The 25,677-nt window shown below is 45.8% G+C and carries 29 protein-coding genes and 1 pseudogene; 18 read left to right on the forward strand and 12 right to left on the reverse strand.

The genetic code is table 11. The annotated features are described in order from the left end of the window. The first annotated feature begins 34 nt into the window (after positions 1 to 34). On the forward strand, positions 35 to 664 hold the full coding sequence (locus tag ACIDF8_RS09025; RefSeq protein ID WP_412010281.1) for a hypothetical protein: 630 nt from the start codon (positions 35 to 37) through the stop codon (positions 662 to 664). Next, complete coding sequence (locus ACIDF8_RS09030; protein ID WP_412010282.1) at positions 664 to 1,962, forward strand: hypothetical protein; 1,299 nt, start codon at positions 664 to 666, stop codon at positions 1,960 to 1,962. The genes ACIDF8_RS09025 and ACIDF8_RS09030 overlap by 1 nt, the downstream gene beginning before the upstream one ends. 286 nt (positions 1,963 to 2,248) lie before the next feature. Here ACIDF8_RS09030 and ACIDF8_RS09035 read toward each other — a convergent pair whose 3' ends face one another. The 3 genes from ACIDF8_RS09035 to ACIDF8_RS09045 are packed head-to-tail and all read right to left on the reverse strand — an operon-like array spanning position 2,249 to position 4,327. After that, positions 2,249 to 3,097 carry a HesA/MoeB/ThiF family protein gene (locus tag ACIDF8_RS09035; protein WP_412010283.1) on the reverse strand — a complete coding sequence of 283 codons (849 nt, stop codon included), beginning with the start codon at positions 3,095 to 3,097 and terminating at the stop codon, positions 2,249 to 2,251. Further along, the gene (locus ACIDF8_RS09040) at positions 3,084 to 3,614 is read right to left on the reverse strand and encodes a hypothetical protein (protein ID WP_412010284.1); all 531 of its coding nucleotides are present in this window, start codon (positions 3,612 to 3,614) and stop codon (positions 3,084 to 3,086) included. Before ACIDF8_RS09040 ends, ACIDF8_RS09035 begins: the two co-directional genes overlap by 14 nt. A 2-nt stretch (positions 3,615 to 3,616) precedes the next feature. Then, a complete protein-coding gene (locus ACIDF8_RS09045; protein WP_412010285.1) occupies positions 3,617 to 4,327 on the reverse strand; it encodes a hypothetical protein in 711 nt (236 codons plus the stop codon). 114 nt (positions 4,328 to 4,441) lie between these two features. Here ACIDF8_RS09045 and ACIDF8_RS09050 point away from each other — a divergent pair, with 114 nt between their 5' ends. From ACIDF8_RS09050 to dcd, 6 genes are all read left to right on the forward strand, one after another. Then, positions 4,442 to 5,056 carry a hypothetical protein gene (locus ACIDF8_RS09050; RefSeq protein ID WP_412010286.1) on the forward strand — a complete coding sequence of 205 codons (615 nt, stop codon included), beginning with the start codon at positions 4,442 to 4,444 and terminating at the stop codon, positions 5,054 to 5,056. 3 nt (positions 5,057 to 5,059) lie between these two features. After that, entirely contained in the window at positions 5,060 to 5,494 is a 435-nt protein-coding gene (locus ACIDF8_RS09055) for a hypothetical protein (protein ID WP_412010287.1), read from the forward strand. A gap of 181 nt (positions 5,495 to 5,675) precedes the next feature. Next, positions 5,676 to 6,131: a MerR family transcriptional regulator gene (locus tag ACIDF8_RS09060; RefSeq protein WP_412010288.1), complete on the forward strand. Its 456-nt coding sequence runs from the start codon at positions 5,676 to 5,678 to the stop codon at positions 6,129 to 6,131. A 65-nt stretch (positions 6,132 to 6,196) separates the two neighbouring features. After that, positions 6,197 to 6,637 carry a hypothetical protein gene (locus ACIDF8_RS09065; RefSeq protein ID WP_412010289.1) on the forward strand — a complete coding sequence of 147 codons (441 nt, stop codon included), beginning with the start codon at positions 6,197 to 6,199 and terminating at the stop codon, positions 6,635 to 6,637. Between the two features lie 11 nt (positions 6,638 to 6,648). Continuing rightward, the gene (locus tag ACIDF8_RS09070) at positions 6,649 to 8,004 is read left to right on the forward strand and encodes a hypothetical protein (RefSeq protein WP_412010290.1); all 1,356 of its coding nucleotides are present in this window, start codon (positions 6,649 to 6,651) and stop codon (positions 8,002 to 8,004) included. Positions 8,005 to 8,040: 36 nt separating this feature from the next. After that, the gene (dcd, locus tag ACIDF8_RS09075; RefSeq protein ID WP_412010291.1) at positions 8,041 to 8,715 is read left to right on the forward strand and encodes a dCTP deaminase; all 675 of its coding nucleotides are present in this window, start codon (positions 8,041 to 8,043) and stop codon (positions 8,713 to 8,715) included. Here the strand turns inward: dcd and ACIDF8_RS09080 are convergent. Together ACIDF8_RS09080 and ACIDF8_RS09085 are read right to left on the reverse strand one after the other, a co-directional pair. Continuing rightward, complete coding sequence (locus ACIDF8_RS09080) at positions 8,668 to 9,108, reverse strand: hypothetical protein (RefSeq protein WP_412010292.1); 441 nt, start codon at positions 9,106 to 9,108, stop codon at positions 8,668 to 8,670. The genes dcd and ACIDF8_RS09080 overlap by 48 nt on opposite strands. Before the next feature lie 2 nt (positions 9,109 to 9,110). After that, on the reverse strand, positions 9,111 to 9,428 hold the full coding sequence (locus ACIDF8_RS09085) for an HU family DNA-binding protein (protein WP_412010293.1): 318 nt from the start codon (positions 9,426 to 9,428) through the stop codon (positions 9,111 to 9,113). A gap of 368 nt (positions 9,429 to 9,796) precedes the next feature. On the opposite strand from ACIDF8_RS09085, the gene ACIDF8_RS09090 reads away from it, so the two are divergent. After that, positions 9,797 to 9,946, forward strand: coding sequence for a DUF4113 domain-containing protein (locus tag ACIDF8_RS09090; RefSeq protein WP_412010294.1), 150 nt, complete (start codon positions 9,797 to 9,799; stop codon positions 9,944 to 9,946). Positions 9,947 to 9,973: 27 nt separating this feature from the next. On the opposite strand, the gene ACIDF8_RS09095 is transcribed toward ACIDF8_RS09090, so the two are convergent. Both ACIDF8_RS09095 and ACIDF8_RS09100 read right to left on the reverse strand, forming a co-directional pair. Beyond that, positions 9,974 to 10,168, reverse strand: coding sequence for an antitoxin Xre/MbcA/ParS toxin-binding domain-containing protein (locus ACIDF8_RS09095; protein ID WP_412010295.1), 195 nt, complete (start codon positions 10,166 to 10,168; stop codon positions 9,974 to 9,976). A gap of 24 nt (positions 10,169 to 10,192) precedes the next feature. Further along, positions 10,193 to 10,618 carry a hypothetical protein gene (locus ACIDF8_RS09100; RefSeq protein ID WP_412010296.1) on the reverse strand — a complete coding sequence of 142 codons (426 nt, stop codon included), beginning with the start codon at positions 10,616 to 10,618 and terminating at the stop codon, positions 10,193 to 10,195. Between the two features lie 211 nt (positions 10,619 to 10,829). Between ACIDF8_RS09100 and ACIDF8_RS09105 the strand changes: the two genes are divergently transcribed. The 3 genes from ACIDF8_RS09105 to ACIDF8_RS09115 all read left to right on the forward strand — a co-directional run bounded on the left by ACIDF8_RS09105 (position 10,830) and on the right by ACIDF8_RS09115 (position 13,348). After that, positions 10,830 to 11,141: a helix-turn-helix domain-containing protein gene (locus tag ACIDF8_RS09105; RefSeq protein WP_412010297.1), complete on the forward strand. Its 312-nt coding sequence runs from the start codon at positions 10,830 to 10,832 to the stop codon at positions 11,139 to 11,141. Between the two features lie 14 nt (positions 11,142 to 11,155). Further along, the gene (locus ACIDF8_RS09110) at positions 11,156 to 12,079 is read left to right on the forward strand and encodes a hypothetical protein (RefSeq protein ID WP_412010298.1); all 924 of its coding nucleotides are present in this window, start codon (positions 11,156 to 11,158) and stop codon (positions 12,077 to 12,079) included. Positions 12,080 to 12,202: 123 nt separating this feature from the next. Further along, positions 12,203 to 13,348 carry a hypothetical protein gene (locus ACIDF8_RS09115; RefSeq protein ID WP_412010299.1) on the forward strand — a complete coding sequence of 382 codons (1,146 nt, stop codon included), beginning with the start codon at positions 12,203 to 12,205 and terminating at the stop codon, positions 13,346 to 13,348. A 66-nt stretch (positions 13,349 to 13,414) separates the two neighbouring features. On the opposite strand, the gene ACIDF8_RS09120 is transcribed toward ACIDF8_RS09115, so the two are convergent. The 3 genes and pseudogenes from ACIDF8_RS09120 to ACIDF8_RS09130 form a co-directional block, all read right to left on the reverse strand. After that, complete coding sequence (locus ACIDF8_RS09120) at positions 13,415 to 13,906, reverse strand: HEPN family nuclease (protein WP_412010300.1); 492 nt, start codon at positions 13,904 to 13,906, stop codon at positions 13,415 to 13,417. Between the two features lie 162 nt (positions 13,907 to 14,068). Then, a pseudogene (locus ACIDF8_RS09125) lies at positions 14,069 to 14,263 on the reverse strand (magnesium chelatase domain-containing protein); the annotation flags it as partial. Between the two features lie 45 nt (positions 14,264 to 14,308). Further along, on the reverse strand, positions 14,309 to 14,599 hold the full coding sequence (locus ACIDF8_RS09130) for an accessory factor UbiK family protein (RefSeq protein WP_412010301.1): 291 nt from the start codon (positions 14,597 to 14,599) through the stop codon (positions 14,309 to 14,311). A gap of 215 nt (positions 14,600 to 14,814) precedes the next feature. On the opposite strand from ACIDF8_RS09130, the gene ACIDF8_RS09135 reads away from it, so the two are divergent. The 6 genes from ACIDF8_RS09135 to ACIDF8_RS09160 all read left to right on the forward strand — a co-directional run bounded on the left by ACIDF8_RS09135 (position 14,815) and on the right by ACIDF8_RS09160 (position 22,479). Then, complete coding sequence (locus ACIDF8_RS09135; RefSeq protein ID WP_412010302.1) at positions 14,815 to 15,813, forward strand: TorF family putative porin; 999 nt, start codon at positions 14,815 to 14,817, stop codon at positions 15,811 to 15,813. A gap of 60 nt (positions 15,814 to 15,873) precedes the next feature. Beyond that, a complete protein-coding gene (gene glnK, locus ACIDF8_RS09140; protein ID WP_018986930.1) occupies positions 15,874 to 16,212 on the forward strand; it encodes a P-II family nitrogen regulator in 339 nt (112 codons plus the stop codon). A gap of 15 nt (positions 16,213 to 16,227) precedes the next feature. Then, positions 16,228 to 17,631, forward strand: a complete 1,404-nt coding sequence (locus ACIDF8_RS09145; RefSeq protein WP_412010303.1) for an ammonium transporter — start codon at positions 16,228 to 16,230, stop codon at positions 17,629 to 17,631. Between the two features lie 108 nt (positions 17,632 to 17,739). Further along, complete coding sequence (locus ACIDF8_RS09150; protein WP_412010304.1) at positions 17,740 to 19,422, forward strand: peptidase domain-containing ABC transporter; 1,683 nt, start codon at positions 17,740 to 17,742, stop codon at positions 19,420 to 19,422. After that, positions 19,415 to 20,728 (forward strand): HlyD family secretion protein, encoded by a 1,314-nt coding sequence (locus tag ACIDF8_RS09155; protein ID WP_412010305.1) that lies wholly within the window; start codon positions 19,415 to 19,417, stop codon positions 20,726 to 20,728. Before ACIDF8_RS09150 ends, ACIDF8_RS09155 begins: the two co-directional genes overlap by 8 nt. Next, on the forward strand, positions 20,725 to 22,479 hold the full coding sequence (locus tag ACIDF8_RS09160) for a TolC family protein (protein ID WP_412010306.1): 1,755 nt from the start codon (positions 20,725 to 20,727) through the stop codon (positions 22,477 to 22,479). Before ACIDF8_RS09155 ends, ACIDF8_RS09160 begins: the two co-directional genes overlap by 4 nt. A 103-nt stretch (positions 22,480 to 22,582) precedes the next feature. Here ACIDF8_RS09160 and ACIDF8_RS09165 read toward each other — a convergent pair whose 3' ends face one another. Both ACIDF8_RS09165 and ACIDF8_RS09170 read right to left on the reverse strand, forming a co-directional pair. Then, positions 22,583 to 23,218 (reverse strand): hypothetical protein, encoded by a 636-nt coding sequence (locus ACIDF8_RS09165; protein WP_412010307.1) that lies wholly within the window; start codon positions 23,216 to 23,218, stop codon positions 22,583 to 22,585. A gap of 25 nt (positions 23,219 to 23,243) precedes the next feature. Then, positions 23,244 to 25,664: a penicillin-binding protein 1A gene (locus ACIDF8_RS09170; protein WP_412010308.1), complete on the reverse strand. Its 2,421-nt coding sequence runs from the start codon at positions 25,662 to 25,664 to the stop codon at positions 23,244 to 23,246. Positions 25,665 to 25,677: the final 13 nt, after the last annotated feature.

Below are 25,677 nucleotides of genomic sequence, written 5' to 3' on the forward strand. Positions count from 1 at the left end.
ATAAATCACGGCTCAATAGTGGGCATGCTTAGATATGAAAATCAATGCCTCTCGTAAACCAGAAATTGCGGATATTAATAAGCTTAGTGCTGAGAGGAACATCCTTTGTAAGTTGAATATCCTTGAAGCTTGGGCTAAGAACGGAATACCACCTATCCAAACGATCAACTCTGGGATTGATAAAAATTTAGCGGGTTTAGAGTACTTCCCGAGAAGCATCAGACAATTCAATTTTTGGGATGGCTCACAGAATTCATTGCAACTTCGTGAAGGGATACCGGCGATATTTCGTAATGCAAATGAAACTTTGAACTCTCATAAGGAGTTGCGACTACGTGTAGCCGCAGTGCTTGAAGCGTTAGTTATAAAATCGCTATCTCAGGCGAACCAGTTAAAACCATTGAGGATTAAAAAACTGAATACTAGCTTGGAACTGGAGAGGAAGCTTCGGAGTGTTGCGGAAACAGAATTGATTGTCTTGCGAGAAAACATGCGATTGCTTCAGCGCCAAATTTCAGAGTCGCAAAGTAGTTCGGTTAGTATAGAGAGGGAGTTCCAGCGATTGGTAAAGTCGCTGGAGGGCGAGCTTGAAGACACCAAGGCAGAGCTTGCGACCTTAAAGGCTAAACTGGCTAAAGTTGTCCCTTTAAAAAGAGTCAAGTGATGATCGGAAAGACAAAAGCTTCTCGAATATTACTCTCCTGGAATGGTTCGCCAGAGCAAGCTGTGGGAATTGCTTATGACACAAAAACGAATTCCATTTTATGGGAGTTAACGGATTACTCTATACACCTACAGAGTAGCGAATTACTGAATGCTAAGACTGTTCGGAACGAGTTATATCTATTAAAAGGCTTTGTTGAGCACCTGCTTGCAGAGGGGAAAGGTTACACGGATATTGATGATGTTTTTTTGAAGGTATTTAAGGAAAGTGAGTTCAAAAAGATACTTGATTCAGCTAATGGATCAAAGTGTGAAAGAGTAGCAAAGAGGACAGTTAATGCTAAGCTTCGCCGAACTTATCAGTTTTTGCACTGGCTACAGGAGTCAGAGAAGCAAGTTGTTGGAATAATTGGTGAATGGGATTGCCCGGTAACTAGCGCACTTGCTTCAAAACAACAAGGGTCGGTTTATAGACCACTTTCTCGGTCAGGAAGAACAAATAGTAGGTTGAACTACCCATTACTATTTAGGAGTACTGGCTCTAATGGTCTCCCAAGCCAATATGAGGCGTCCCATGAAGATGTTGCGCTTCTTACAGAGATGTTCCACTCCGAATTTAGCCCATATTGTGCTCAACGTAACATTCTAATGATGGATCTCGCCTGTGAGATCGGTTGGCGACGAGGCTCAATCAACTCACTCACATGTGATCAATTTTTGAATTTGAATCTTCTGGACAGTGCCCATGATAGCTATGTTGTTGTTCCACCATCGCAGAAGTTTGGGTATGTGCGCCAATTTGAAGTGCCTTTCAGATTGGCATTCAGAGTCGTAGAGTTTATCGAAACTCATCGTAAGGAATTGCTTTCCAAAAATGGCTGGACTGAGGCTAGTGCCGAAAATCGCATTTTCTTATCCGAACGTGAAGGCCGCCCGTTAAGGGATTCCACAATATCTACTATTTATGGTTCAGCGTTTAGAAAGCTTGGACGGCCGAGAGGAGCAAGTACCCACAGTTTCAGGCGAAGAAATGTGAATGATCAGGTCGATAAAGAGCTTCAATCTCGATTGGAGCTTGGCCTCGATACAAGTGAATTATCCATCACCACGGCAGTGGCATTTAATGTTGGCCAAAGTAGGCCCGAATCGCTTAGGCCATATGTGAATCGTAGAATTGGACGTATGGTTAGACAGCGTGAACAGATTAAGGAAAATCAGCTTAGAGCATTAATGGAAGAAAACGATGAGCTGAAGGGGCGTGTTGCTGAATTAGAAAAATCAAAAACTAAGCTTGAATAAGCCTTAGTCCTGAAGCCTGATAATCGTCTAGTAAAGCGGGCGAAGTCTAAAAGGCAAGTTTTAAGAATGTGAGAAACGCCAGGAGAGCCAATGCCTCATAGCGATGCATAAAGTATGGTTTTAGGATTGCGGTAAGCGGGGATAGCGATCCAGTTAAGTCAAAAGCATCTACCTGGAATTGGCCGTAAACCAAGATAAGTAATGCACTCAAGACGCCCCCGTCTAACGACAGTTGGGTGCGTGTTGAGTGCAATAACACTAAAAAATTATCGGTGAGCCAACCCATCTACAGATAACGCTCCAGATTGGCATCATTCAGGGAGTCTTTAACATCATTGCAGAAGTAGCAATCCGGGCATTCCTGTGGACGGCTAACGGCGACAATTCCCATGTTTCCGCGATATTGAAGCTGCCTGACCGCCTTCCTAATGCCGGTGGTCTGCACCATGTATTCCTGCACGGCTAATGATGCAAGGACACCGTTTAATGAAACCACTGATGGCCCAATCTCATTTAAAGCACTGCGGTCAACACCATAAATACTTTCACGGTCTTGTCTCGACTTTTCACTAGCAAGATCTTCTTGCGCAGCTTTCAGGTTAATCATGTCCATGCATACCAGGCAGTTAGGCTCATCTGGGGCAATGTAGGCCAGACGACCACCAAAGTAGAAGTTGTTTTCATCTTTGTGGGTGTCTGTTGCCAGGTCAAACAGCTCTTTTCCGTAAGCTAAGGCGTATTCATTCAGTATCAGTCGAGCACCGTCATTATCCAGGCAACCAAAGATGGTACGTGCTTCACGCATGGCATCGAAAGCTTCCTTGCTACGAACACTCGCATGCACTTTGATGACTTCAATGGTAGGGTCAATCATCGCCACTGAACGTTTGATCATATCCACCTTGGGAAAGCCGGTGACCGGATCTGCATCGTATGCAAGCACGTAACGATTTTTGTTAGTCAAACTGAGATCTTCGTCATCAATGACAATCAGTTTGCGGACACCCAGATACGACAGTTGTTGGATAACATGAGTGCCTAAGCCCCCGCAACCCACCACGGCCACCACGCTTTCACGCAGTAAGCGTTGCCCGTCAACGCCAAAGAAGCGTTCATTTCGGTCAAATCGATCCATAGGAACCTCGCAAGAATGCTTTGATGGAATTTTCAGTCGTGCGAAGAAATCCATCGCCAATCTGAATCCCGGAAATTGAAATCGGTTGTTTGCTGTCATCTACCCAGGCAAAACCATCTACGCAGTCATAGCCGTAAACAAGTGCACCATAGGGTTTCTTGGCAAGTCGCCAGCGGATATGCGGTACAAAGTCACGGAAGCCCATCCAATCAGCCAACGAAAAGGCGACTTTGGTTTGCCCAGGGTGACAGTGAATCTCGACCAGTGACGCACCCATGTCGTGAGCCTTTTTAATCAGGCCGGCACGGGTTTCATCAGACAGTTCCAGATAGTCCCGCTCCTGCGAGGCATAATCCAAACCTTTAAGGGGCATCCACTCAATAACTTGAAATGCCTGCGCCATCTCGTCAAACTGGCAGAATAGGAATCCGCCTTGTTCACGCTTGTCACCTTTAGGAAAAAGGTGACTTAGCACATCTGCATGAGTGGATGCCGTCATATGAATGACGGCTGCCATGTTTATGCCCCTTCACCCAGACGCACCGCAAAACTCAGTGCAAAGTTGAGAAGGTTGAAGCCGGCACCAATATCGCTGCTTGGTCTCCATTGGTCCGGTGCCCATGAGAACATTCCCCACTGACCAGGAAATGGCGGTGTATCTGTCACGGTATCTTGATAGTTACCTGGCATTGCACCATTGAAGCGTAGGCCTGTTGGTACCCAGAAACCATATGGTGGTGTACCTGGATAATCTGGTTGTGCACGAAAAGCAATGTCCGCTTGTCGCAAGCTCCAGCCTACTGGCAACGGATAATCTTTGATAAGAAACCAGCTACCGTCTTGGATGATTTGAGTTTTAAAATGGCCCTGCAAGTGTTGCATTTCATTGGTAAGGCGAGTGTCAAACAGGCTGTCACCACGTTTCCACTTAACCTTCTTGGCGAAACCTTGGCCTGGTTTCAATTTAATAACTTCGCCCGGTGCCAATGTGCGTTCCACATTGTCCGCATCGATTTCGATTACACCTTCACCAACCCATCCACCGAGCTTAGCGATTTCCTCGGTAGTGATAGTGTCTTTATGCCACTGATGTTCGATTCCTTCGATATTTAGAATATACTTTGGGTCACGTGGTCTTACATTTGGATCTGAAGCATTCGTATTAACTGTTTGCATGGCTGAATTTTCCTTTTCAATTTGAACAGAACTAAATGTGTTCTGCTCTTGCAAGGTAATGCTGAAAATCGGTATTTTTTTGACGTGAAAAATCCAGAAAATAAATTTTCATTGAGCGTGTCAAAAATCGTTTTTTTTAAGCATTCTTCTTGTGAGGAGGATATTTAAATGAACAAACCTGATCTATTAGCAGTGACTTTGGGTGATTTGGCGACTGATGCTGAAATACGAGCAGAGGTTGAGGCGCAAGCGCGAAATCCCTCCCCGCGTATATATGCAGCTGCGCGTGCAATTCTGAATCACCATCCAAAGTTAAAAATCCATACAACAGAGGAAGACCTCATTGGGGCAGCCTATAGCTCCGTTCTTGGAGAGCGAAACTGGAATAAGACGAAAGTAGACTTCATCGGTCATTTCGTCGGTGTCATGCGTAGCATTGCTTCTGATGCGACTAGGAAGGCAACTCATACTAGAGCGCAATTAACTTATGGTCATGAAGAGTTTGATGAAGTAGATTCAGTCAGTACAACAGAGCAATATACTGACTTGTCTCCTGAAGACATTCTCATTGCCAATGAGGAAGCAGATGCACAAGAACAGCGTATCGAGAAACTTCGTGAGCTGTTAGTTAACGATAAGGATGCGACATTGATCCTGAATCTGTTACTTGAGCATGGCTTATCTAAATCGGAAATCCGTGAAAAACTCGGAATGCATGACAAATCGTTTTGGGCTGCTGACCGCAGACTTCAGCGTGCTGTCATGAAAATAGGAGAGACCTAAATTATGCAAACTAAGGAAAAAGGAAATTTAGCAATAGACGAAGCGTTGCTTGATCAAGCCCTTGATCATATCTTGAACAGCCCAGATGATGAATTCATTACTTATGCCCGTGAAACTCTGAACCTGGACCCAGAATTTATGGCAGCTGCTAATAGTGCAGCTGCTTTGAAGGCTCTGGATGAGCAAAACATGAAAAATGTATTGGCATCCTCTAACATTGACCCAGCTAAGGTTCGTTTTCGTCCAAGCTCCATGGTGAAAACACCTGATCAAAGCCGTAGCTATGTAGATAGATTTATCGAGAACGCTAAGGTGTTGGGTTATAAATTCAGTAACGAATTTTTATCAGGACTCACAGAGAACACATTGCAGCAAAAAATGGCTTTCAAATCTAAAACTCAGCGTGAAACCAGATCACGTAAGAAAAGCCAACCATGAATTCCAGTCTAGCTCATCGTCTATTTAACTTAAGTAGATAATGACAGGCACCCCTCCCGGCCTTATGGCCGGTTTTTTTTATCTGTACACAATACAACAGTGTAGTTTTTAAATTTTAAAATGAGATTTTATTCAATAAAATCAGTTGACTATAATTGGAGTCTAGAGCTAAACTCTAAATATGAGTATTCCGAAGCCAACGCGTAAAGCCAAAACTTGGTTTGAAGCCAAGGATGCTGCTAAGCATTCAGGCCTTACCATGGATATGGTCAATTATCTGTGTCGCCATGAAATGGTGATCCCATCAGCAGGTAATCATCGCGGTCGTGGTTCCAAACGCAGATACAGTTTTGCGGATATATTATTGCTACGTGTCATGGCAAAACTCCTTGCAAACGGCATTTCACCGCTACGTTTGAAGGAAAACCTGAAGGCTTTAAACCAACGAGGCATCGAAAGTAAGGGCATCTTAACAACTCGTTACGTTGTCACTGATGGCTATAGCATCTATTTTGCAGACCATGGTGTAGTAGAATTACTAGAATCTGGTCAAATGTCGTTCGCATTTGTCCTTGAACTATCGAAACTTAGAGAAGAAATCACTGCCAATATAGAAAGTGGACTAAAAATTGCGTAGCAAAAATGTGTAGCTTGAGGTGGCTACGCATTTTTGTTTTGAATTTTTAAGAAACGGAGAAAAATATGCCTATCATGTCTTCAACACGTCCAGATAGTAGTAGTGCTAGATATAAACGTTTCGCAGCCATCGTCTCCGATTATGCCGAAAATACTGCTGCCATACCTGCCTATAACCAAATCCCAGTCGAGGGTTTATTCAGGCTGATGGAAATGTATCGTTATGATGCTTTCAAAGATGAAACACATAGCGGTGTATTGGCAATGAGCAGTGCATCGCCTGGCAGACGACACCATCAAATGTCATCTAAGAGCTGGCACTTGCCCATCAAGCAGGCATTAGACAGTACCATGAATGAGGTATTTGCAGGTAAACCAAAAGAAGAAGCGGTATACGAAGTAGAGTTCATTCTCTATCAAATGTCGGAAAATGCACCTTTAACACAAGAACAACAGGTTCAGGCTAAGAGCTTTTTCAGCACATTTGAAAAAGCATTGGTTTTATAAGGTGATCATCAATGCGTCCAGTAGATTTCCTGAAAAATGAATGTGAAAATCTGCTTTCCGTATTGGACCAAACCCTTCGATATGATTATGGATTAGAGGGTAGCCGAGAGTTTTATGAGGAATGCGGCCAACGCCTTGAATACATTAAGGCGTCCCTCGAATTGGTTGATCCCACAAATACTCATATCGTTCGTGAACTAGCTGTAAACCTTGAATTTTTGTCTGAACTTGTTTGCCGTATTGAGAGATCATCGCTAGGTGAATACTCATGGCCGTTTGTCGAAGAATTCAAGGAAATATCTAAAGCACTTTGTACTGAAAAACGAGTTTTAAAAGATCGCGTTGTAACACGTGTTCCAAATGTGCATGTTATTGCTGAAGGTGGTCTGCATACTTACTCTATTTATTCAGATGCAAACAAGCAGCTGAGCAAACGCAGAATATTCATTATTGAATTCCCGCGAACCCTCAAACATTATGTTTTATTTCATACCATCCTAGGTCATGAAATGGGGCATGCCATCTACAACATTCCCCTGATCCAAAATGAACTTGATGAAATTTTTATAGAAAATTTCGTGAAGGCAAGCCCGGTATTCAAAGATCAACCAACGGTTGTGCAATGGTTATACTCTGAATCAGCACCACAAGAAGTAAAAGCCAGACTGAATCATTTGAAAACTGAGCATTCAATTGACCACGAAGATTTTTTCTTTGCGTATGCAGATTACGATGCATGGCTGCAAGAGTTTTTATGCGACTTCATCGGATTACTAATGTTTGGCCCAAGTTTCTTGGGAGCGGTATGTCATTTGTTATACAGCAATGACCCTCTTGGCAGGCAGGTAAATGAAGAGCATCCACTAACCGGTATCCGAGCAAATACCTTGTTATTGGCAGCAGAATCGCTGGGCTATACTGAATGGAAATTTGACCAGTCCATCCAACCAGCTGTTGATGCATTTTGGAAGGATGTTTACGAGAAACAAGAAACAGATCCTTGGTTCAAAGTGATCTCGAAAGAAGCTGTCAAAATCACTGTTGATAAATTACAAGCGTTTTTGGCAAGCTTCCCGAAAACACTCTATCAGGCACCTGACCCGGAAAATATCAATCATTTAGTGCATCAGATTTTAGATCGGTGTCCGCCAGTTGGTTATAAGTTCACGCCTGAAGGCCCGCAATATAGACATGTGGATTTCAGAGATATCATTTTTGCAGGCTGGATTGCCCAGTCTCAACCAGGATCAATTATTAAGTTCTCAGATATCAATCGCTTATGCGAGCATGGGATCATGCAGCAAGTTTCAATTAAAAAGATGCTGGAAAATCCCAAGAAACCTGAAGACAATAAAAAAGCAGCATAAAAATACCACTAACAAGCGTGCTTAAGGGAGCGCACCATGTCTGCATTATCAAAGAAGGCGATTGAAGAGCGTCTTAGCACAACTTCAGCAAAAAAACTGACAGTTTCCCCCATTCTGGATCGTCTCCAGATTGGGCCATCATCCATCGACCTTCGTATGGGTAACGTAGTCATGGTTGCTAAAGCCGGTGGCCAATCTCATGTTGAGCCGGCAGTGTATAAAAAAGTCAAAGACCATGACTGTGTAAGATACAAACAGCAAAAGCATGAGCGAGTAGATATTCCTTTTGGAAAGCCATTCCTATTGCATCCAGGTACTTTAGCTTTGGTCCCAACGTTGGAGTGGGTGCATTTGCCACTTGATTTGCAAGGTATTGTGACTGCCCGATCATCTTGGGCAAGAGAAGGCTTGAACATTGCGACAGCAACGATTGTGAATCCAGATTACCGTGGCATCATTACATTGGAATTGGCCAACTTTGGGGAGATTCCTATTGAATTGTATCCTGGACTCAGATTAGCTCAAATTGCATTTTATTTATTGGATGATGCGCCAACAGAGGGTTACGTCGGCCAGTTCAAGATGAGTTTTGAACCAGCCGCTGGTGACATTTCTCAAGATGATGATTACTTCATCCCGGTTAAAGAAAATAGGGATAAATCATCAGTTTGTAGTAACTTCGGTGACGGCTCTAATGGTTGTGACGTTTAAAAAATATGTCAATAAATAGTAGTAAGCAAAGCCGACTAATACCGTTTTTCCATAAAACAGAATATAAGGTATATAAAGAATCCACGGCTCAACACCTTCAAGATTACTGTCTTCAGTGATGAGGCCTTTGTGCAGTTTCACCTCTTCAAGCCTAAAGATAATGTGCCAGGCAATACTTCCATATAAATATTGAGAAAAATCCGCTGCCAGAGCAAAAAAAACTAACAGCAATGGCGTGATTAGTTCTTCTGGTAAAGTAAACCCACCTTCAGGTTTTGTGACCTTGTACAACCAAACAATCGCAATAGCCGACAATGCTAATGTTCGGGTATTCTCAGATACTTTTTTAGTCGCATCAGAATGATAATCTCTATATGTCTGCAATGTAGGCATGATTATCCCTTTCCACCCGGACCACCGCCGCCAGTTTTGATACCACTTTTCTTAACTGCATCTTTTAAGCGCGTGCCTGCTGAAAATGATGCTCTTTTTGTAGCAGCAATTTTCATTGGTTTCCCAGTCTTGGGATTTGTTCCAGCTTTTTCTTTGTGATCGGCAACTCTAAAAGTCCCGAACCCTTGAATAGTGACATTCTCCCCATCTGTTAGCACTTCTTGGACAGCTGCCACAAAACCATCAACTGCCTTGGTTGCATCTTTTTTTGTGAGTCCTTGAGCTTCTGCAATTTTGGCTATTAATTCTGATTTATTCATGTCTCCCCCTTGATCGTTAATCAAACGTTATTTTTAAACTTAATTGTCTCAGCTAGGTTCTAGCCAAAGACAGCATACTACTTCCACATGAATTTGTTAATGAGCGACAAGAGTTATGATTTTTTGAATTTTTGTTTGTCTCAATCTCACCCATTTTGATTATGTTACGATTTCAAAATGAAGATTGAAGGCACAAAAAATCATGGTGGGAAAAGAGTAGGTGCCGGACGTAAATCCGCCTATGGCAGCCCCTCAGAAGAAACCACTGTCGTTCGTGTTCCTAAAAGCCAAAAACCCTTAGTGCTGGATTTGGTGGCAGCATATGCCAAGAGATCACGCCTAAATTAGTTACCAAAAATGAGCGTTTAATGAATGCGATGGATATCGTCAACCAACGTATGGGTAAAGGTACATTGATTGTAGGTAGTCAAGGCTTTAAAAAGCCCCTGCAAATGAAACAAGATCATAAAAGCAATAGCTACACCATTAACATTAATGAGTTACTGGTAGTGGATTAAACTTAACGATCGCTTGGATATTGCCAACTAAACTATGCCACCAAACTGGATGGCGCTGAGTATTTTCTCAACTTCGATTCTACCAGTTTGAGTTTTGGCAAACTCCGCTGGCGAAGTACCAAGCAAAGAGTGCGTTTCAAGGAGCCAGTTTATTGCAACATGTTCAGCTCCAAAAGCGCTGACAGCTTTCTCAAGAAGCTCTCTGTCGATTGAGATTCGCATGTTTACTTTTCACTAAAAATGCAATTAATTAAACTGCAAAATAGTTTCGAAAGATAGCTCATCTGCAGACTTACTAATTCCGCTGGCATTGTGAAAAATGACATCTCCGTTTTCAATCTCGAACCTGTAAATATCGCTATTTCCAAGGTCGTGAGTAAATTTTGCTTTTGAAACGCTCCTTAGCACCTGCAGCATCCACCGCTCGGTTTTATTAAGATATCCTGGGCTAACGACATACGCTCTAGTAGGTATTTGTAAGCTTGTAAACTTGGACAATGAATCTAAATCGGCGAACAAATGGGTGGAATATGTAAGTATCTCTTCGCCTTCATATTCGGGCACCTCACATAAAAACCACGGATGAAACAATGGAAGCTCCGCAGAAGAAAAAAATAAAGAATTTCTATCAAATATATCCTGATGAAGCCCAGTTTTATGTACAAAAAACATAGATGTGTAACAAATTTTGTCTGATATATCACAACATCATACACGAAATAAAATTACAGAGATCTTCAGATATATCCTTATTGCTATTGAAATATCAATAATACCTAAGAAGAAATTATTCACTAAAGGCCAATTAAAATGACCAATATATTGCGTAGTGTAATTTTCACCTGAAAGCAATGATGCAAATTCCTTAGATATGGGATTTGCAATGAACCTTAGACAGGCTTTCGGAATGGTATTTGCCAGGGCGCGAAAATCGAAAGGGTTGACTCAAGAGGAGTTTGAGTCCGTATCCCCACGTTCATACATAAGTTATATTGAACGCGGTTCAAGTTCACCAACACTTGAAAAAGTGCACGAATTATCTAAAGTCATGAATGTCCACCCTGCATCTTTAGTTTTCCAAGCATACCTAGAGTTTGAAAAAGAAAGCTCACCTTTAAGTTTGATGGCTACAATCACGGCAGATTTGAGAGAAATTGAATTGTTTAATTCAAATCAAAAGATATCTAAAGTTTAGGTCTTCAACTTTTTATGGATGCCATTTCATCTATCCCCAGCTTAATGCTATTCGAAAAAGAAGGTATCTCTATTGAAGGTTTGATGAAGAGATATGCAATTCTCTTTGATAAGGTAATCTTCAATAGACGTGGGGCGCCATACGAGGTCTTTGGAATAAATCATGTGGCTGAGCTGGTTTCAATTTTTTTGACTCCACAAGGCTCTCTCACTCAAAGAAAAGCATTAGGATCTAACAAGAAATTCAGGGAGTTATTTGTTGATTGTTGGGACGTAGTATCAGATGCAGACAAGTTCGAAGCTGATCGCTATGCAGTTATCAATGACTTACCCTTGGATGGTCTTGGGGATTTTTGTTTTGCTGAAATTCGACGTGAAAACAATCTCTCTGAAGACTCATATGACTTTGATATTGACGACGTGAAAATTTTGAGTGGTGATCTTTATGCAGATATTGGACTGAATTTTTTAGCTGTCTCTGAAGGGCTAGATGTCATTCCCAACTACTCACCCATAATTGGAAGAGCCCTAACAAACGAAATTACAAAAAGAAATGGTCAATGCCATGACTTGTTTGGAGGTGATTTATTAATTCCAAATTTTGATAGCTATAGTTGGGATGAAATTTTGGAGCTTAGAGAAGACAGACATATTAAGGCTTTCCGAAAGGTAGCAGTTGATGCTATGGAGGGATCTAAACCATTGGACACGGCAATCGAGCAGAGGGTAATGTCAGATCTTTTTAGACTTGCTCGAGACGTTAAGCCGGATGTGACACACGCAGTATTAAATGGTGTCGGATCCAATCTTCCGTCACCATTGATGGTTAATCCTCTTGCCATCGCTCTTTCAATGAAAGATGTTAAAGACAACATGGATAGAGATAAAAAATATGGCCATGTGTATTTCATCCAAGGTATGCGTGAGCGAAAGGAATGACTTGATCAATTTTTCGTTCAGGGGGTAGGTAGTTTAGATTTGGATTTTTCTAATGCTCCGTAATCGGGGTGCGCATTTTTTAACTTTTACGAGCTCTTCAAGATTCTATTTTGGGTGGGCCTAATGTCTTTATCCAGTATCGAGAAAAAATTCAACGGAATTTGGTGTCGCGCTCTGGCGCATGGCCCGTTGAATGAGTTGACACCCGAACTCATTGAAAAATGGGCAACCGAAAAGAAACTTACCAATCCAGTGGCGGAAGTCGCTAACGTTGGTGCGTTTCACACAACACCATGTATTGTGTTGACCCTCGAGGAGGGTAAAGCTTGCTTTCCGACTATTCCAGATTCCGGGGATGAGAACTGGCAAATTCGACGAAAAAAATATGAAGACCAGGCTCTTCTGTGGGATAAGGTCGAGTGGTTTTTACCGCTTTGGGTGCCTATGGGTAAGATATCAGACCTTCTTGTTTCCGTTCAAAATGTAACGAGAAGCAGAGCTCTCGATCTATTCAGATATCACACCTCTACACTTTACACCTTGCCTTTCCAAGCGGTATGTATAGAGCAAATATTGCCACTGGCTAAAAGTTTGAAAGATATCGTGCCATTGGCACGAGAGGCGTATCTGGGTGCTTATAGCGGCTACTGGTCAACTAGTGTAGGTACTTTAATACCGGCAATTGAAGGCAGTCTGACACGAATAGTGTCGGATCTGGGAGCAAAGTCTACTACTACTGAAAAGATAGATCACGCAATAGATAAGGCGATTGAAACTGCTGCGCAGATCCATTTTGACCGGATGTGGGTGCCGGCTGAGTATAAGACCTCTACATATCTCTTTGGACAGGACGAGCGTGTTTACGCCTTTGAGACATTTCGGATGTGGCTCAAAAATCATTTTTTTTGCAATACTGAAGACTATCGAGGTGAAACATGGTTGAACAGACACATGTTTGCCCACGGTACAGTTGCTTCATGGCAGCGATCAGGAAATTTTGCTCGTATGATAGTTGCGCTTGCCACTCTCGCAGCCGTCGAATCTTGGTATGAATCTTCCCATAGCCGTCCTATATTGTGGCCCCCCTTACAAACAGGATTCTTTTGCTCATGGGATTACAGTACATGTTGGACCTGTTTTGGGTTGGCAGCCACCAAAAGCATGATAAACCTTGCAAATACAGGGCTAGCTTATTACTGGTCAGAAATGGAAGTCATATGCGAACAATTTGAGGTTTTCTGTGTGCACAAATGGAATTGCACTGCCTGAAACTAGCTTTATAGTTGTGTCTGCGGATCTCGAGCGCATAGACAACCCGATAAGAGTCGCCAGCAATCAATCTCTAGGTTGATGTTTAGAATTCCGATATTGTTTTAAGTTATTCAACAAACTCTCGGTATAAAACTTTAAAAATGGCAACAATTCTTTCGCTCTAAATCTCGCGACAAGTCGATGTCCATGCTCGGAGTCGGTGAATTCTACCCAATCAATAAGTTGTTCATCGCCTTCCGAAATAACGTCGATATTGAAATGCGCTATTGAGTGTCTGAGACTTTGAATCAACGTTTTGAGGTTAGAGATGTGTCCGCCAAATTCGGTTTCATTCAAGCCAATAGATGCCTTCAAGTTATTGTTTATGGGCAATTTCGGCAAATATGTTAAAGCCCTTTCCTTTGGCATGACTATTAGGCCCAGTAAGCAGTTAATCGTTAGAGTGTAGTTATATTGCTTTTCAAAAGGGTATTGGTCTAAAGATGCATAATATTGATTTATTAGAGCAATAGTTCTCTCAATAAACTCATATTCAAGGTCTTGGTAATTTCCCATAAAGTCCTAAACGTATAGCTGCTTGTTTAATAATGACACTTTACGCCCATTAATGGGGCGTCATTATCTATATGATGCACTTTTCCAGAAACGCAATTCCATGATTAATGAATGTAGAGCTTACCTTGCTCAAATTCCTCCAGAAACACCTTGACTACATTTGATGCGCCGTGCCGGGAACTCAAACTGGGCGGTTTGAATCGCTGCCCGCACACGGTCTTTACTCTCCTTCACTTCGGTTTCTGGCAAGCCGACGATGGTGAAACTGGGCAGACCATTCGCCAGATGCACTTCAACCACCACTTCTGGTGCATCCATCCCACTTAAGGCCCGACTGTATAACACGGCCAAACTCATGTCGCACTCCCGCACCAAAGAATGCTAACAATTGTAAATTAATTTTTACTTTTTGGCGGCGTCGGCTTGTTCCAGCTGGCTGATTTTTTCTTCAAGCTGTTTTAACTGTTGCTGCGTGCGTGCCAGCAAAGCGGCCTGAATATCAAATTCCTCGCGTGAAACAAGTTCCATTTTGGGGAGCGCGCCCTGAATTAGTGCATGCAAATTGTTTTCAAGCTCTGAAATGGGGCTTGAGTCAATTAGTTGTTTGATTTTAAAAGATAATTCTTTAATTTTTTCGTTTGAAAATAGCATGGCAAGCTCTCCTTGTGAGGCTATTCTAGCATGTAAGCACATCAAAAAAGTGTATGCAAATGGTTGATTTTTATATGTTTTTAATAAATAACATGATGTTGCGATGTTAATTTAACTTTTAGGATTAAATTATTTTATTAATTAATTGATTTTTAATGATTATATAGGTTGGCACGTGCTTTGCTTTTAGGTCAATGTTGTTTCATTCTCGTTTACAACAATTCGATCAAGATTTTCACAGAGAGAGGACTAAATAAATGCGCCAATCTAAGTTAATTACAGCTGTACTCGCGACACTGTCTTTCGCTAATTTTGCACATGCCGATGAGCCAAAGGTTTTGCATGAAGAGCTTAAAGAGGCAAAAGCACCATACATGGAAGAAAAACAGGCCGGTTCCGATTGGGCTGCGACAGGTAACATCGGTGTGGTATCTGACTACTACTTCCGTGGTATTTCACAATCCTGGCACAAGCCGACCGTACAAGGCGGTATGGATATTACGCATTCCAGCGGTTTCTATACTGGCGTTTGGGGTTCTGGTGTAACACCAAATACTTATCCTGATGCAAACACCGAAATTGATGTTTATGCAGGTTTTAATGGCACCATTCCTACAGTTGAGAAACTGGGCTATACAGTCGGTGTTTATGGATACTTGTATCCAGGTGGTTCTTGGAAAAAATACAAATTTACAGGCGATAACAATCCAGATGGTACTTTAAAAAGTCAAACCCCAAAAGGTGGTCGTTGGGATACATATGAATTGAATGCAGGTCTCTCATATGATTGGATTAGCGCAAAACTTTCTTACACGTTAACAGATTGGTTTGGCGCAGATAAAGATACTGGTTGGAACGGTAGCACCAAAGGCTCAACTTATATTGAATTGAATGCGGCGTATCCATTACCTTGGTGGGATTTAACGCTGATTGCTCACGTTGGACGTTTAAATGTTGCTGGCAAACTAGATCCTAACGCTGACTTTTCTGCAATCGGTGGTGGTTCAGCACCTAGCTCCTCTACATCGGGCGCTACGAATCCTGATTACACAGACTGGAAGATTGGTTTGAGTAAAGCATTCAAAATTGGGGCTACCGAAGGTTGGAATGCTGGGGTGTACTGGATTGAGTCAGACAACTCTCGTTATTGGGGTCGTAATGGCTATGGCGGCTCAAGCTTTAATGGAGCACCATCAACACAATTTAAGAACCTGAATGATGGTCGTGTTGTTTTAACATTAGGCCGTACATTCTAAGTAAGCAAGTTTTAGATCTGGCGGGCATGTGCCTGCCAGAGTTAACAACGGGAGAAGCAAATGAAATTTGTATCCGCAATAATCAAGCCATTCAAGCTTGATGAGGTGCGTGAGGCTTTGTCCAATATTGGCGTACAAGGCATCACTGTCACTGAAGTCAAAGGATTTGGCCGTCAAAAAGGGCATACCGAGTTGTATCGTGGTGCTGAATATGTCGTAGATTTTTTGCCTAAAGTTAAACTCGAAGTTGCGATCAAAGATGACATGCTGGATCAGGTCGTAGATGCGATTGAGAAAGCAGCAGCAACAGGCAAAATCGGCGATGGCAAAGTCTTTGTCTTCGATTTGGAACAAGTTTACCGTATACGTACCGGCGAAACCGGTCCGGATGCGTTATAAGAAAGGGCTTCTGTTATGAAGAAAATTCTTTCAATCTTATCGCTGGTCGCCGTGATGGGTCTGGCGGCAAGCCCAGTCAGTTATGCAGAAGAAACGGTGACTGAAACCATTACCGTACAAGAAACCGTTTCTACTGATGCGGCGCCTGCGGCCGAAGCGCCTGCAGCGGCCGAAGCTGCCCCTGCTGCTGAAGCAGCGCCAGCGCCAACAATGGATGTGGGTAATACCGCATTTATGATTGTTGCCACAGTACTGGTGATTTTGATGACGATTCCTGGCTTGGCATTGTTCTACGGCGGTTTGGTACGTCAGAAAAACATGTTGTCAGTGCTGATGCAAGTGTTTGTTGTCTTCTCAATGATTTCTGTGTTGTGGGCTGCGTATGGTTACAGCATGGCTTTCAGCGAAGGTAACATGATTGTCGGTGGATTAAGCAAGGCGTTTCTGGCGGGTGTTACACCAGAAAGCCTCTCCGGCACTATTCCAGAATATGTGTTTTTGACCTTCCAGCTGACATTTGCTGCCATTACGCCTGGGTTGATCGTTGGTGGGTTTGCCGAGCGTATGAAGTTCTCTGCTGTATTGTTGTTCACGGCATTGTGGGTGACTTTTGCTTATATCCCAATCGCACACATGGTATGGGGCGGTGGTTACCTGGCCGAGTTGGGTGCCAAAGACTTTGCTGGTGGTACTGTTGTGCATATCAACGCTGGTATCGCTGCTTTGATTGGTGCCATCATGTTGGGCAAACGTATTGGTTACGGTAAAGAAGCCATGCCTCCGCACAACCTGGTGATGACCATGATTGGTGCTTCCTTGCTGTGGGTGGGTTGGTTTGGCTTTAACGTTGGTAGTGAACTGGCTGCTGATGGCATTGCCGGTATGGTGTTGATTAACACACAATTGGCAACAGGTTCTGCAGTACTGGGCTGGATTTTTGCTGAGTGGTTGTTCAGAGGTAAGCCAAGCATGCTGGGTGCCGCTTCTGGTGCAGTGGCTGGTTTGGTTGCGATTACCCCTGCTTGCGGCTTTATCGGCCCGATGGGTTCTATCATCCTTGGCTTCACTGCCAGCTTCGTCAGCCTGTGGGGCGTGACCAAATTGAAAGGTGCGCTGGGCTACGATGACTCACTGGATGTGTTCGGTGTTCACGGCTTGGCCGGTATCTGGGGTGCAGTAGGCACTGGCGTGTTGATGGCACCAGGTTTGGGTGGTGTTGGCTACGCAGAAGGTGTGACCATGGGTGGTCAAGTAACGACTCAAATCATCGCAGTCGTGGTCACCTTGATCTGGACAGGTATCGTAAGCGTGATTCTTTACAAAGTGGTAGATGCGGTTGTGGGTCTGCGCGTGAGTGAAGAATACGAACGTGAAGGTCTTGATACGACCGAACATGGCGAACGTGCTTACAGCTTGTAATCGTTGTGTGGTATAAAGAAACGGCTCTTAGTGAGCCGTTTTTTTTTGGGGAACTAATATAAACGGTTGTTATCCATTTACAGGGCCTAGTTAACAACAATTCTTATTATGGCAAACATTCATACGACTTCCCTCACGCCTTTTCAAAGAGTCGTCAAGTTACTCTCATTTGAAAAACAGGATATTTTGCTGCTGCTGTATTTAACCGCGGCTTATGGTGTATTGGGCATCGCCACGCCTGTCGCCGTGCAGGCCATGGTGAATATTGTCACCATGGGCGGTATATTGCAGCCACTGTATGTGGTGGGCGTGATTCTGTTTTGTTTGCTGGCATTGTCTGGCGCGATTTATGCCATAGAGAGTTTTCTGGTGGAGATGATCCAACGGCGGATTTTTGTGCGCTACAGCTTGCAGATTGCACAAAACACCGGCCAGATTCATATCTCTGTGTATGATCAATTCAATCCGGTAGAGCTGGTGAATCGCTATTTTGATATTCAAACCGTGCAGAAGTCGATGGCGACCTTGCTTACAGTTGGCCTAACTGCCTTGTTACAAGGGCTGATAGGCAGCATTGTGCTGCTTTTTTATAGCCTGTATTTTGGCATTCTGGTCATCCTGATGCTCATCGTGTTGTGGGTGATTATTTTTGGTTTGGGTAAGCCAGCCGAAGAAACGGCAATCAAAGAGTCTAAAGCCAAATATGAAATGGCGGCCTGGTTGGAAACCATTGCCCGCAATAAATGGCTGTCAAAATTTTATGGCGCTAAACAGCGCAACACGGCCAATACGGCGCAGCTGGCAGAAGGCTATCTGCTAGTCAGGGCCAAACACTTTAAAGTCCTGATGATGCAATTGATTGGTGCCGTGGGACTGTATGCATTAATCGGTACGGGCATGCTGATTCTAGGCGGGACCTTAGTCATCAAAGGCCAGATCAATCTTGGCCAATTCGTGGCTGCCGAATTGATTATTTTTGGCGTGCTGTCAGCGTTTGTGCGGTTTGTCACCAAGCTTGAGTATTTCTATGATCTGCTCGCAGCAGTAGACAAGCTGGGCGTACTGGAAACATTACCCGTGGAGCGGTCTGGTGAGCATCAGCCTGGCGAGGAAGGATATACCAAACTTAAGGTCCATGAGTTGACCTTTCAGCATGCGGATCAAGCTGCGTTGGTCAAAAATCTGAGCTTTAGCTTACAACGCGGGGAAAGCCTGGCGCTCATGGGTGGCTTGGGCAGTGGTAAAACCACCTTGCTTGAGTTGATCATGGGCATGCGGCAACCGGGACAAGGGCATATCAGCTACAACGATATTGATGTGCGTCAGCTCGATTTGTCCCATTTGCGTGACCGCATAGGCGTGGCCAACAAAGTTGAGTGGCAGCATGGCTCTATCCTGGACAACCTAAAGTTGCAACGACCAGAGGTGAGCCTGGATCACGTGATCGAGTTATTACAGGTACTGGGCTTGTGGCAAGAAATCAGTAAGCTGCCGAATGGCATAGAAACTGTCTTGACTGACTTTGGCGCACCGATGACGCATACGCAGCTGCAGCGGTTAATGCTTGCTCGCGCCATGCTAGGTCAACCGGATGTACTGATTATTGATGGCTTGCTGGATCAACTGTCTCAAGATGAATTGGATCAGGTGCTGATGCTCCTTAAACGTCACCAGCAGGATTGGATGGTGCTGATTACCACGCGCTATCAGCATATTGCGCAGCAATGTAAACAAGTCATCAATTTGGAGAGCATGGCAAACACCGGGGTAGCAGGAGGTCAGCATGAGTAATGCGATTGAAAACGCGCTGACGCAGCGAGTACAGACCCCTGAGCGGTTAAGGCTGTGGATCAAACGGATGGCCTGGCTGCTGGTCGTGCTGCCAGTGGCTTTTTTACCCCTGCCGTGGCAACAAAACGTGACTGCGCTGGGGAAGGTTACCGCCTATTCCCCTTCCGAGCGGGTACAAACGGTAGATGCGCCCGTGAGTGGGCTCATCCAGCACTGGTATGTGCAAGAAGGCTCACAAGTGAAACAGGGCGATGTTTTGCTGGAAATCAGCGACACAGACCCTAACTTCCGGCAACGGTTGCAAGCGCAACGCGATAATCTGGAGGATAAACTGGCTTCTAAACAAAGCGAGTTGTCGGCTTACGCTGTGCAGCGAGACAACCTAGCTGCGGGCCGCGACGCCAAAATTACTGCCGCCCAATATAAATTGGATGTCGCCAACCAGAAGATTCTCAGTGCGCGCGAGGCGGTGAATTCTGCCCAAGCGACGCTGGATGCGGCCACAATGCAGGTTAAGCGCATGCAGCGCTTGTTAGGCGATGGTTTGGTGTCCAAGCGGGATACCGAGGTGGCTGAGCGTGACCATACCATTGCTAGCCGCAGCCTGAATAGTGCACAAGCGCAACTGCAATCTGCCATGGCGGAAGCGCAATCGGCACAGGCAGAAATCCGCCAGGTACGGGCCGATACGCAAGCTTATCTGGACTCGGTGACAGCCAATATCAACAAAATTAAAGGCGAAGTCTCGGATGCTGAAAACAGCCTGCATAGCTCAGAGATTTCACTGGCGCGGCAAAACATGCAAAAAATGATCGCACCACGCGACGGCACGATTTTCCGTTTGCCCGTCAATTCGCAATCTCAGATCATTAAACAAGGCGATCCCTTACTGATTATTGTGCCGCATACTTCACAGCGGGCCGTGGAGTTATGGGTCGATGGCCGTGATGCGCCGCTGATCACCCGCGACAGTACCGTACGCCTGGAGTTTGAGGGCTGGCCCGCCATTCAGGTGCCTGGCTGGGCGCAAGTGGGGGTTGGTACTTTTGAGGGCAAAATTGCCTTCGTTGACCCTACTGACAATGGCACCGGTCACTTCCGCATCATGGTCATCCACAAAGAAGGCACGCCAGAGTGGCCGGAAGCCCGCTTTTTGCGCCAAGGGATCAGTGCCAAGGGGTGGGTACTGCTAGAAAAAGTCACCATTGGCTATGAATTATGGCGCTTGCTCAATGGCTTCCCGCCCAGAATTCCGCATGAGCCTACGCCCCTCAATCTGCCTGCCGGTGTTGGAGCAAGCAAATGAGGCCTGCACTGCAAGCATCGGTATTCACCTGGCTGTTTAGTCTAGGCAGCATGCTATTGGCCACGGCAGCTGGTGCAGATGAGTTGCTGAATGACGGTCGGGCGCGCCAACGATTACAGAGCACAGAAGGCAGGGGGCTGGAGCCTTATGCTAAGGGCCAGGGAGTGCCATTGCATGATGCCATCAAACAACAGCAACTCCAGCGTAACAAGCCGGTCGTGATCGATCTTAAAAGTGCCCTGCAACCGTTTGACTCACCTGAAACCGTCAATATGCTCAGTAACGCTCCCAAACAGGGTGCGCAACTGACTATTGCCGATGTGCGGCAGAAAGCACTGCAAAACAACCTTAACCTGCAAGTGGCCAAAATGGATCCGGCCATTGCTGCGCAATCGTTGCGTGAAGAGCAGGCCAAGTTTGACCAGGTGATTTTTGCCTATGCCAAATATGGCCAGAAAGACTTGCCTGCGATGGCGGGTGATAAAGTCATTCTTAAATCGGCTAACTCTGCGCTGGATGGCGAGTTGGTCAAGCTCAATCCAGCCGCGCAAAACAAGGAATTCTGGGAGCTGGAAACCGGCATCAAAGTGCCGTTAAGAACGGGCGGTAGTGTCACCCTGAGTGCCCCCCTCGAAAACTATGAGAGTAAAGGCAGCCTGGCCAGCGACCAATACCGCAGTGCTTTACGCTTTTCTTTCAGCCAGCCCTTGTTGCGTAATGCCGGGCGGCAGGTGAATGAGGCGAGTATCCGTATCGCCGCACTCGACCAGGACAGCGCCCAACTCAGAACGCGTTTGCAAAGCATCCGTATTGTCACTATGGTGGATAAAGCCTACTGGGATTTATATGAAGCGTGGGCAGCCCTGGATGTGCGGCGCAACCAGTATGAATATGCCAGCCAAAACCTAGCCATGGTGAAACGCCGTGTGCAGGAAGGCCTGACGGCTGCGATTGAAGTCAACCGGGCTGAAATCGGTGTGGCCGACCGCATGGAAGCGCTGATTATTGCCGAAACCAACCTGAAATTGGCGCAAAGGCAGTTGCAATTTCTGCTCAATGAGTTGCCTGAACAGGGTAGCGCCAGCTTGCCGTGGGTGCCGTCTACCAGCCCCAATCTGGTCAAGTTTGAATTTGACCGTGAAAAACTACTCAAAGATGCGCTGGATAGCCGGATTGAACTGCTAGACCAGGAACTTAAGCTGAGTGCAGACCAGTTGCAAATTGATTATCTGCAAAACCAGACCCTGCCCATGTTCACACTGGATTACCAGTATGGTGCCTTATCCAGCTCAGCCAATCGGGCGGGCAATATTGGTCAAGACCTGTTGAATGGGCAATACAATGACTGGTCTGTCGGGCTTAAATTTGAAATGCCGGTCAGTAATGAGGCGCGCAAAGCCAAGCTGGACAAAGCCATTGCCCAGCGTATGCAGCGCCTGACCAACAAAACACTGCAAGCACTGACCGTCAAACGCGAAATTCATGATGCCCTGGATAAAGTTGAGCAAAACTGGCAGCGCATCCTTGCGGCAAGGCAGCAGGTGATGATCGCCGGCTATAACTATGAAGCTGAGCTTAAGCAGTTTAATGAAGGCTTGCGTACCATGACTGAGGTGCTGGAAACGCTGACCAGGCTGGGAGAGGCGCAGCTCAAGGAAATCCGGGCGATTAATGACTATCAGATTGGCTTGATCGACCTGACTTTTGCCACCGGGACGGTATTGGGCTATACGCAGATTAGTATGCAGTAGCTTGTTGGCACAGGCATGCTGTCATGTGGGATTCATAAGCACTGACAACAACAAACGACCAGGCAGCAGTTGGATATGAATACTGCGCCGTTCTCTTTAAAGTTTATTCAATGATGCCAGGTTTAAGCAGGGTTTCCACTTGCGCCAGCGTCATTCTATGGATGCCCGCCTTTTCACCGTGTTTGCGTGGTGCTGTACGCAGGTCGTCGGCTTCAAAAATACTGATGCGTTGTGTGCCGTAACGTGTTTCTACCAGCACGACAGGCACGCGTTTGCGTAACAGCTCGTGTTTTTGTTTGCTCGGGCGGTCAGACATGCGGTACTGCTGCTCGTCGAGGTGGTAGGGGATATTCTGGTTAAGCAGGTAGATTTCGAGTTCTTTCGCGCTCTCGGCGAAGACGTGGATTTCGGTGTCGGCATGCGGCCCGGCGGTGCCTTCCATCACTGCACCGGTTAAATAGGGTTGGAATTTTTGTAATAAGCGCATGGTGTGCAGAGCCGCCTGGCGCAGTTCCAATAGGTGCGCGGCATCAGTCTCATCTGCATAAAGCGCGTGATATTCCCGCAAGGCCGCATCAATTTCACCATTGGTCGGCAGCGGCGCATCTTGCGTGATCCCCATGGCTTTGATGGCTTTGCGTTTGGCACGGGCGTAATCACTGATACCTTCTTCAAACATCAGGCGCGCGGCAGATTGGGCAATTTCCTGCCTCAAGTCACTCGTAAAATCATCAAACATACTTTGGCTTTTCGTAGATTGATTGCTAATTCGGGCTCAGCAGTTTGGCTGCCGGATTGGCTGGCAATTTTCTGTCCTCATTGTTGCCGCTATGTTCGCCGATCAGGCGCTCCAAAAAGGAGGGCTCTTCTTCTTCCGGGGCGTGCTCGCCTTCTGGATCAAATAAGCCTGGCAGATTATCAGGTTTTGATTGAGGCAAATGTTCTTCGTAAAAATACTCATAAATACCGGCATCGTCTTCACTGATTTGTGCGCCGGTGTAAGCATCCACTTTCAATTGCAACACTCCCTCCGGCACTTTGTATTGATAAACCGGCTGACCAGACAAGGTTTGCTGCATGTAGCGTATCCAGATGGGTAGCGCTGCGCGGCCACCCGTCTCGCCGCGGCCCAGATTGTGCGGGTTGTCATAACCGACCCAGGCAACTGCGACTTCTTTCGGGTGGTAACCAGCAAACCAGGCATCAAACTGGTCGTTGGTGGTGCCCGTTTTACCGGCAATGTCAGGGCGCCGCAAAGATAATGCCGCACGCGCCGTCCCATCGCGCACCACGTCTTGCAGCATGGTCGTGATGATAAAGGCATTGCGCTGGTCAATCACCCGCTCGGCAGACACATGTTTGCCAGGTTGCACCGCCTGGATCACCTTGCCGCGACTATCCGTGATTTTTTCGATCAGGTAAGGATGTACTTGGTAGCCACTATTGGCAAAGGTGGCGTAGGCAGCGGTCAGCTGCCAAACCGTGGTGGAGCCAGCCCCCAATGCGGTAGACAAATAGGCCGGGTGATCTTTGGGGTCAAAACCAAATTTGCGCAGGTAATTTTGGGCATACCGCGCGCCTATGGCATTCATGAGCCGGATCGAAATAGTGTTTTTTGATTGTGCCAAAGCCTCGCGCAAACGCATCGGGCCTGCATATTTTTCATCGTAGTTACGTGGCTCCCAGCTACTGTTGCTACCCGTCTCGGTGGAGGTGAAGCTGATAGGGGCATCTTCAAACACGCTGGCGGGCGAATAGCCTTTTTCAAGCGCGGCAGAATAGATAAACGGCTTAAAACTGGAGCCAGGCTGGCGGCGGCCCTGGGTGACGTGATTGTATTTGTTGCGCTGGAAACTGAACCCACCAATCAACGCTTGTACCTGCCCGGTTTCAGGGTTAAGTGCCATAAAGCCACTCTCCACTTCAGGCAGTTGTACAACCATCCATTCCTCACCATTTTGATACACGCGAATGACCGCGCCCGGCTTGAGTGACAAGGGTGTGGCTTTGGCGGGCGGCATATGGTTTTTAACCAGCAATAATGATTTATCCTGCAGCTTAAGCACCTGCCCACGCTTGGTGACCAAAGTGAGCAGGTTGGGCTCAACCTGGGTGACCAAGGCGGGCACAAATTGGTTGTAAGTGACAAAATCACGCAATAAATCAGCAGCTTCCGACGCTTTGAGTTTGCCAGGCAGGGGCAATACTTGCTCTGTTCCACGGAAGCCGTGCCGCAACTCAAAATTGATGATCCCTTGAATAACCGCTGTGTTGGCTGCGGCCTGGTGTTTACTGTTGATAGTGGTGTAAACGCGCAAACCACTGGTATATGCCTTCTCGCCATAGCGTTTATATAAGCTTGCCCGGACGATCTCGGCGACGTATTCGCCACCCAGCGCTTGAATCTGGCGTCTGGATGACTGGAATTTCAGCGGTGCTTTTAGCGCCTCGTCATAGGCTTGATCTGTGATCATGCCGTAACGGTGCATGTCGCGCAGTACCTCATGCTGACGGTTGATGGCGTAGTCGGGATGAATATAAGGATCGTATTTGCTGGGCGCTTTGGGCAAGCCTGCCAGTAACGCGGCTTCGGCCAGGTTCAGTTGTTTGAGGTCTTTGTCATAATATGTTTTGGCTGCGGTGGCGAAGCCGTAAGCGCGCTCACCCAGGTAAATCTGGTTTAAATAGAGCTCGAGAATCTTATCTTTGCTGATGGCATGTTCAATTTTGATCGCCAGCAGTGCCTCTTTAATCTTGGTCCACAGATTGCGCGGCGTGTCGGGGCTGCTAAAAAAGTTTTTAGCGACCTGCATGGTGATGGTACTGGCGCCTTCGTGACCACGGCCGGTCAGGTTGTTGCGGATCGCCCGCAAAATCCCTGTGGTATCAATGCCGTTGTGTTGGTAAAAACGGCGGTCTTCAATCGCCAGAATGGCGTCTTTCATGACTTTAGGCGTTTGCTCAATGGGCACGAACGCACGGCGCTCCTGGCCAAATTCAGCCATCAATCCGCCATCGGCATCGTAGACCCGCAACGGCAATTTTGGATGGTAATCCGTCAGTGCGTCAATCGAAGGGAGTGAGGGGTAGAGGATGCTGATCATCAATACCAGCAAGGCTGCGACGATCAAACTGCCGGTGATGAAGAGGAAAAGAAGGGACTGCAACCAGGTTCTTGAATTCATGCGTCTTGCTGCC

Origin of the sequence: Methylophilus sp. 3sh_L (genome assembly GCF_046766015.1) — a bacterium.
Classification (GTDB): Bacteria; Pseudomonadota; Gammaproteobacteria; order Burkholderiales; family Methylophilaceae; genus Methylophilus.